This window comes from Anaerotruncus sp. 1XD42-93 (assembly GCF_009917605.1).
GTDB lineage: Bacteria > Bacillota > Clostridia > Oscillospirales > Ruminococcaceae > Anaerotruncus.
In genome coordinates this window covers 1-5781 of the sequence record NZ_QZEG01000094.1, presented here as the reverse complement: position 1 = coordinate 5781, position 5781 = coordinate 1, and the positions used below count along the sequence as shown (strand labels likewise).

The following is a 5781-nucleotide window of genomic DNA, read 5'->3' as shown; positions in this document are numbered from 1 at the left end:
CAACGCTACCTCCAGTATGAGCGGCTCCAGGAATTGAACATGACCCATTTCGACTGCTGGGCCAGCCGCTTCGGGGAAACGGTGACAGCCCTGGAACTGGCCCCGGAGGGGTGCGGGTCGCCAGTGGCGACCTCTAAGCGCCGAGCGCGCTTAGAAGCACCGACCGAGCCGGAGGTGAGACCCGGCTACCGGGCGCGGACAAGATTTTCCAAGTTCTTCAACCTCCCGGAGCTGATGAGTATGTTCAAGGAGGTCGCCGACATCAAGACCGCCGACCAGCTCCACCTCCCTGTGCCGGAGGCAAAGTTTGAGACCGTGGTGGTGCAGCCCTCGGAGATACAGAAGGAGATGGTGGCCGACTTGTCCGAACGGGCCGCCGCCGTCCACGGGGGCAGCGTGGACCCCTCGGTGGACAATATGCTCAAGATCACCTCGGACGGGCGCAAGATCGGCCTCGACCAGCGGCTGATGAACCCGCTCCTGCCCGATGACCCCAACAGCAAGCTGAACGCCTGCGTCCAGAATGTCCTCCGTATCTGGGAGGAGGGCCAGGCGGACCGGCTGACCCAGTTGTTGTTCTGCGACCTGTCCACGCCCAAGGGGGACGGGACTTTCAATGTCTACGAGGACATCCGGGACAAGCTGGTGGCGGCTGGCGTCCCCCGTGAGGAGATCGCCTTTATCCATGACGCCGACACCGAGGCGAAGAAGAAGGAGCTGTTCGGCAAGGTGCGGACCGGGGAGGTGCGCGTCCTGCTCGGCTCCACCCAGAAGATGGGCGCCGGGACCAATGTGCAGGACCGCCTTGTAGCCGTCCACCACCTGGATGTGGGCTGGCGCCCCGCCGACATGACCCAGCGCAACGGGCGCATCATCCGGCAGGGCAACCGCAACAAACAGGTGCAGATTTTCCAGTATGTGACGGAGGGGACTTTCGATGCCTACCTCTACCAGACCTTGGAGAACAAGCAGAAATTCATCTCGCAGATCATGACGAGCAAGTCCCCCGTCCGAAGCTGTGACGATGTGGACGAGCAGGCGCTCTCCTATGCGGAGATCAAGGCCCTGTGCGCCGGAAACCCGCTGATCCGGGAGAAGATGGACCTTGATGTGTATGTGGCGAAGCTGAAGGTCCTCCGGGCCGACTACCAGAGCAAGCACTTCCGGCTGGAGGACCAGCTTTTGAAATACTTCCCCGCCGAGATCGAGGCGCAGCAGAGCCGCAACCGGGGCTTTGAGGCGGACATGAGAACGGTGGAGGCACACCCGCTCCCGGAGGAGGGCTTTGTGGTGATGAAGGTCGGCGGCAGGCATTACGCGGAAAAGGCGGACGCCGGGGACGCCATCCTTGCCTTGTGCAAGGAGATCAAAAGCACCGAGGGCATCCCCATTGGCAGCTACCGGGGCTTCCAGATGGAGCTTTTCTACAACAGCTTTGAGAAGCAGTTCCAGATCACCTTGAAGGGCGAGATGAGCCACCGTGTCAGCCTGGGGACGGACGCAAGGGGCAACCTGACCCGGCTGGACAACGCCCTCGCCGGTATCCCCGGACGGCTGGAGCGGGGACAGGAGCAGTTGGAGAACCTGCGGAACCAGCAGGCCGCCGCACAGGTGGAATTGACAAAGCCCTTCCCCCAGGAGGCGGAGCTTACCGAAAAGAGCGCCAGACTTGCGGAACTGGACGCCGCCCTCAGTATGGACGAGAGCATCTCCCAGGATGAGGCGGAGGTCAGTGAGGAGGTCGGTGAGGGCGAACGGCCCTCTGTTCTGGAGGACCTGAAAAAACGGGCGGCGGAGATACCCCCGGACAAAAAGCCCGGAAAGGAACTGGAGCGCGAATGAAGAAAGAGGAAGAACTGAAGGTGCGTATCTCCCCCGAAGATAAGGAGCGCATCCGCTCCAAGATGGAGGAGGCCGGCATCCTGAACATGAGCGCCTATGTCCGCAAGATGGCGCTGGACGGTATCTGCGTGAGGCTGGACCTGGTAGATGTGCGCCAGCTCATTGTCCTGCTCCAGCGGTGCAGCACCAACCTGAACCAGTACGCAAAACGGGCGAACGAGACTGGGAGCGTCTACGCCGCCGACATTGAGGACCTGCGCTCCCGGCTGGACGAGATATGGGAGCTGTCCAGACAGTCCCTTGCCCGCCTTGCCAATATCCGATAGCGGCTGGGGCTTCAAAAGTTTTGCAAAAGGGCGCGGAGTGATTCCGCGCTCTTTACATATTGGCAACGAAACGGGCAGTTACCCACGTTGGATAACTGCCCGATAAACTGGAGATTCCAGCGCTGAACTCTCATAGTGTCGTCGCAATATCTATACCAATCCCATTAATAAGAAAATCTGTAAGTGTATCTGCTATTTTATCGGCACTTTCAAGGTCACAATCCTCTCCGCGATAGATGCCAAAGCCATCTTTGCCTTGTCCATAAAAATAGATTAAGTCACCAACATCATTTCCAATGAACCAGACTTTGGTGTTGCAATCTTCAAGCAGATAGGAAAATTCATCTTGCATCCCTAAAGCTTTTTCTGCACTCCAAATGGCAATCAGTCCCTCTTTAGCTGCAAAGATAATAGCACCACTATTCCCCTCGCCAGAAATGCACCCTAAAAGTTCATAGTAATCGGCAGGAAGCTGCATAGGCGCTTTTTCAACTATTTTTTCAATCAGTTCTTCTCCACCGGGATATATCTTGTTTTTATCAAAAACTAATTGTTCGTTGATATTGTCTATAATACTCATATTCTCCTCCTCCAATTCCGATTTGTCGAGTTGAATTATACCACACCCAACTTTGCACTTCAAGATGTGGCTGATATAAAACCTCTAAATACTCGGCATCCTTGCCGGACAGCTGGCCGGCGCGGTAAACTGTACCCAGGAAACAGGAAAGGACGGGATACGATATGAGGCTTCTGAAACTCCCTTTGAAACTGCTGGCGCTCCCCCTGATGCTGGCGCTCTACACGCTCCATATCATCGGCAAACTGGCATCCAACCTCACCGCCTATGTGGTCGGGCTGTTCATGCTGGTGATCCTGGCCTGTGGCATCTATCAGGTGTGCGTCCGGGACTGGCTGAACGTGGCGATCCTGCTCGGCTTGGAGGCGGTCTGCGTGGCGCTCCAGTTCTCCGCCATGCTCCTGGTGGAACTGGCCGGGGAGTGGGCAGGCAGCCTTGGGGCTTTCCTCCACTCATAAACCTTTGAAAGGATGTGCGAAGATGGATTTTCCGAAGAACGAGGTCCAAACCTTGCTTGACTGGATGCGGGAGCAGATGTACGGCGATACTGTGACCGAGTGGACCTATGGGAACGAGCATGACCGCATGAGCGAGGCAGCGGATTTTTTGAGCGGCCTGCTTTCACGGGAAGATGGCATGGAAGTATAGCAAACCAGGCAGTCATCCAAACAGATGACTGCCTGATAAATTTGAATTGTTGATGCTAACCACATACCCAACCATCTTTTAACAAATCCTCATCGTAAGGAGAACTAACTGTATGTATCCTTCCTGAATGGATATTATGAATGATACATTCTGCCCATTCGCCCTCCTTTATTTCAGAGAATAAGCCTTTACCTTTTTTCCACTTTTTTCTATCTCTATACATAGCCGTAATCTCGCGTTGCTCAAAAGTATGGTCATTCATTGGAATTGCAATAATGTCTCCAATTCTAATTGTTTCTCCTTTTTCGGCGATAATATATACTTCAACTTCATTCTCATCATAAGCTGATATACCCGCCATTTGAAAAATCATTATATGCACCTCAATTTTCGATTTATCAAATTGATTATACAACTCTTAACGGCAGATTTCAAGGCATGGCACGAAAGTTTATGATAAGCGCACAGGAAGGAACGGCGATTGCCGCTCCTTCTTTTTTCGCCCCTTTTACATACCGGGAAAGGGGGCATGACAATGAATTTATTTGAAGCGGTCAAGGACGCCGTACCAACAAGGACGGCGGTGGAGCATTACGGGATCGAGGTCAAGCGGAACGGCATGGCCTGCTGTCCGTTCCATGATGACAGGACGCCCAGCATGAAGGTGGATAAGCGGTTCCACTGCTTCGGCTGTCAGGAGGACGGGGATGTGATCGACTTTGTGGGCAAGATGTTCGGCCTCTCCCCCAAGAGGGCCGCCGAGAAGCTGGCGGCGGATTTCGGGGTGCGGTATGAGGGCCTGCAAACATGGCAGCCCCAGAGGAGGCCGTCCGTCATTTCCAAGCTGGCGGCGGCGCAGGAGTACCGCAAAAAGGAGAACCGCTGTTACCGTGTGCTGTGCGAGTACCTCCATCTGCTCCGTGACTGGAAGGAGCAATACGCGCCGCAGCCGGAGGACGAGGACTGGCATCCCCTGTTCTGTGAAGCCTTGCAGAAAATGGACTATGTGGAGTATCTGCTGGACGAGCTGATTTCCGGCACTCTGGAGGAGCGCACCGCCATCGTGAAGGAAAAGGAGAAGGAACTGTCCGGCCTTGAAAAGAAGATCGCCGCTTTCGACCGCAGGGAGACAGCCGACCCGCAGAGGGACAGCTTCCCCGGAAAGATGAGGAGTACACGGTTCCCGGAGGAACTGGCAATGTAAGTTTTTGAACGAGGGAGGTGGGCTATGGCGGCGACACGGCTGATCGCGCTCCACATCAATAAGGGCAAGACTATCGCCCAGACGCTGGCGGACAGGACGGACTATTCCAAAAATGAGGAAAAGACCGAGGGCGGAAAATATATCTCCAGTTATGAGTGCGATGCCCGGACAGCAGATGAGGAGTTCCTTCTGTCAAAGCGGCAGTACGAACACATGACGGGCCGCCGCCAGGAGCATGATGTCATCGCCTATCAGATACGGCAGTCCTTCAAACCGGGCGAGATCACGCCGGAGGAGGCCAACCGTATCGGCTATGAGTTGGGGATGCGCTTCACCAAGGGGAAACACGCTTTTATCGTTGCCACCCACACCGACCGGGCGCACATCCACAACCACATCATCTTCAATTCCACCGCCCTGGACTGCACCCGGAAGTTCAGGGATTTCTTTTTGTCCGGGCTGGCTCTACAACGGGTCAGTGACCGTCTGTGTTTGGAGCATGGGCTTTCTGTCATAGAGCCGCGCCCCTACCGGGAACGGAAAAAGCGCACTGAGTACCCCAAGCGGCCTTCCAACCGTGATGACCTGCGGGCCATCATTGATGCGGCATTACAGAGAAAACCAAAGGACTTTGAAGAACTGATCTCTTTCCTGAAGGAGGCCGGGTGCGAGTACAAACCGGGCAAGCGGCCATCTATCCGATGCAGGGGGCAGGACCGTTTTGCCCGGTTCAGTTCGTTGGGTGATGGCTATACGGTGGACGATCTGAAAGACGCTATTGCCGGAAAACGCAGAGAGCGGTCTGCGGGGAAAAGCCAGCAGGTCCACGACAAGAAGTTCTCCCTTCTCATTGACATTCAAGCGAAGCTGAACGAGGGAAAGGGCGCCGGATACCAGCGGTGGGCGACCCTCTTTAACCTGAAACAGATGGCACAGGTCATGTGCTTTTTGCAGGAGAACGAGATCGACAGCTTTGACGAACTGGCGGCGAGGGCGGATGCGGCAGTCACCCAATTCAATGGTCTGGGGGACTCCATCAAGACGGCGGAACAGCGGATGCAGGAGATCGCCGCCTTGAAAAAACACATCATAAACTACTTCAAGACCAGGGAGGTCTATGCGGCCTACCGCAAGGCGGGATATTCCAAGAAATTTTTAGCGGAACATGAAGCGGATATTTT

Annotated in this window: 8 protein-coding genes; 6 read left to right on the top strand and 2 right to left on the bottom strand. The window is 55.3% G+C overall.

Annotated features, from left to right (window positions below; genetic code table 11):
• Positions 1-1842 (top strand): helicase-related protein (locus D5269_RS16605; RefSeq protein WP_347707310.1); only part of this gene is annotated, 1842 nt, incomplete at its 5' end.
• Positions 1839-2168: a plasmid mobilization relaxosome protein MobC gene (gene mobC / locus D5269_RS16600; RefSeq protein ID WP_074661594.1), complete on the top strand. Its 330-nt coding sequence runs from the start codon at positions 1839-1841 to the stop codon at positions 2166-2168. The genes D5269_RS16605 and mobC, both read left to right, overlap by 4 nt.
• A gap of 130 nt (positions 2169-2298) precedes the next feature.
• On the opposite strand, the gene D5269_RS16595 is transcribed toward mobC, so the two are convergent.
• Positions 2299-2748: an SMI1/KNR4 family protein gene (locus D5269_RS16595; protein ID WP_120487042.1), complete on the bottom strand. Its 450-nt coding sequence runs from the start codon at positions 2746-2748 to the stop codon at positions 2299-2301.
• A gap of 164 nt (positions 2749-2912) precedes the next feature.
• Between D5269_RS16595 and D5269_RS16590 the strand changes: the two genes are divergently transcribed.
• Both D5269_RS16590 and D5269_RS16585 read left to right on the top strand, forming a co-directional pair.
• Positions 2913-3206: a hypothetical protein gene (locus tag D5269_RS16590; protein WP_120487041.1), complete on the top strand. Its 294-nt coding sequence runs from the start codon at positions 2913-2915 to the stop codon at positions 3204-3206.
• Positions 3207-3228: 22 nt separating this feature from the next.
• Positions 3229-3396 carry a hypothetical protein gene (locus D5269_RS16585; RefSeq protein ID WP_158605050.1) on the top strand — a complete coding sequence of 56 codons (168 nt, stop codon included), beginning with the start codon at positions 3229-3231 and terminating at the stop codon, positions 3394-3396.
• A 55-nt stretch (positions 3397-3451) separates the two neighbouring features.
• On the opposite strand, the gene D5269_RS16580 is transcribed toward D5269_RS16585, so the two are convergent.
• Positions 3452-3769: a hypothetical protein gene (locus D5269_RS16580; RefSeq protein ID WP_207709157.1), complete on the bottom strand. Its 318-nt coding sequence runs from the start codon at positions 3767-3769 to the stop codon at positions 3452-3454.
• Between the two features lie 162 nt (positions 3770-3931).
• Between D5269_RS16580 and D5269_RS16575 the strand changes: the two genes are divergently transcribed.
• Positions 3932-4600, top strand: a complete 669-nt coding sequence (locus D5269_RS16575; protein ID WP_120487043.1) for a CHC2 zinc finger domain-containing protein — start codon at positions 3932-3934, stop codon at positions 4598-4600.
• A gap of 24 nt (positions 4601-4624) precedes the next feature.
• Positions 4625-5781 (top strand): relaxase/mobilization nuclease domain-containing protein (locus D5269_RS16570; protein WP_120487039.1); only part of this gene is annotated, 1157 nt, incomplete at its 3' end.

Bases quoted from the DNA above. Each gene is read 5' to 3' on its own strand.
- D5269_RS16585 (WP_158605050.1), top strand. From the start codon at position 3,229: ATGGATTTTCCGAAGAACGAGGTCCAAACCTTGCTTGACTGGATGCGG.
- D5269_RS16595 (WP_120487042.1), bottom strand. From the start codon at position 2,748: ATGAGTATTATAGACAATATCAACGAACAATTAGTTTTTGATAAAAAC.
- D5269_RS16580 (WP_207709157.1), bottom strand. From the start codon at position 3,769: ATGATTTTTCAAATGGCGGGTATATCAGCTTATGATGAGAATGAAGTT.
- D5269_RS16590 (WP_120487041.1), top strand. From the start codon at position 2,913: ATGAGGCTTCTGAAACTCCCTTTGAAACTGCTGGCGCTCCCCCTGATG.
- mobC (WP_074661594.1), top strand. From the start codon at position 1,839: ATGAAGAAAGAGGAAGAACTGAAGGTGCGTATCTCCCCCGAAGATAAG.
- D5269_RS16575 (WP_120487043.1), top strand. From the start codon at position 3,932: ATGAATTTATTTGAAGCGGTCAAGGACGCCGTACCAACAAGGACGGCG.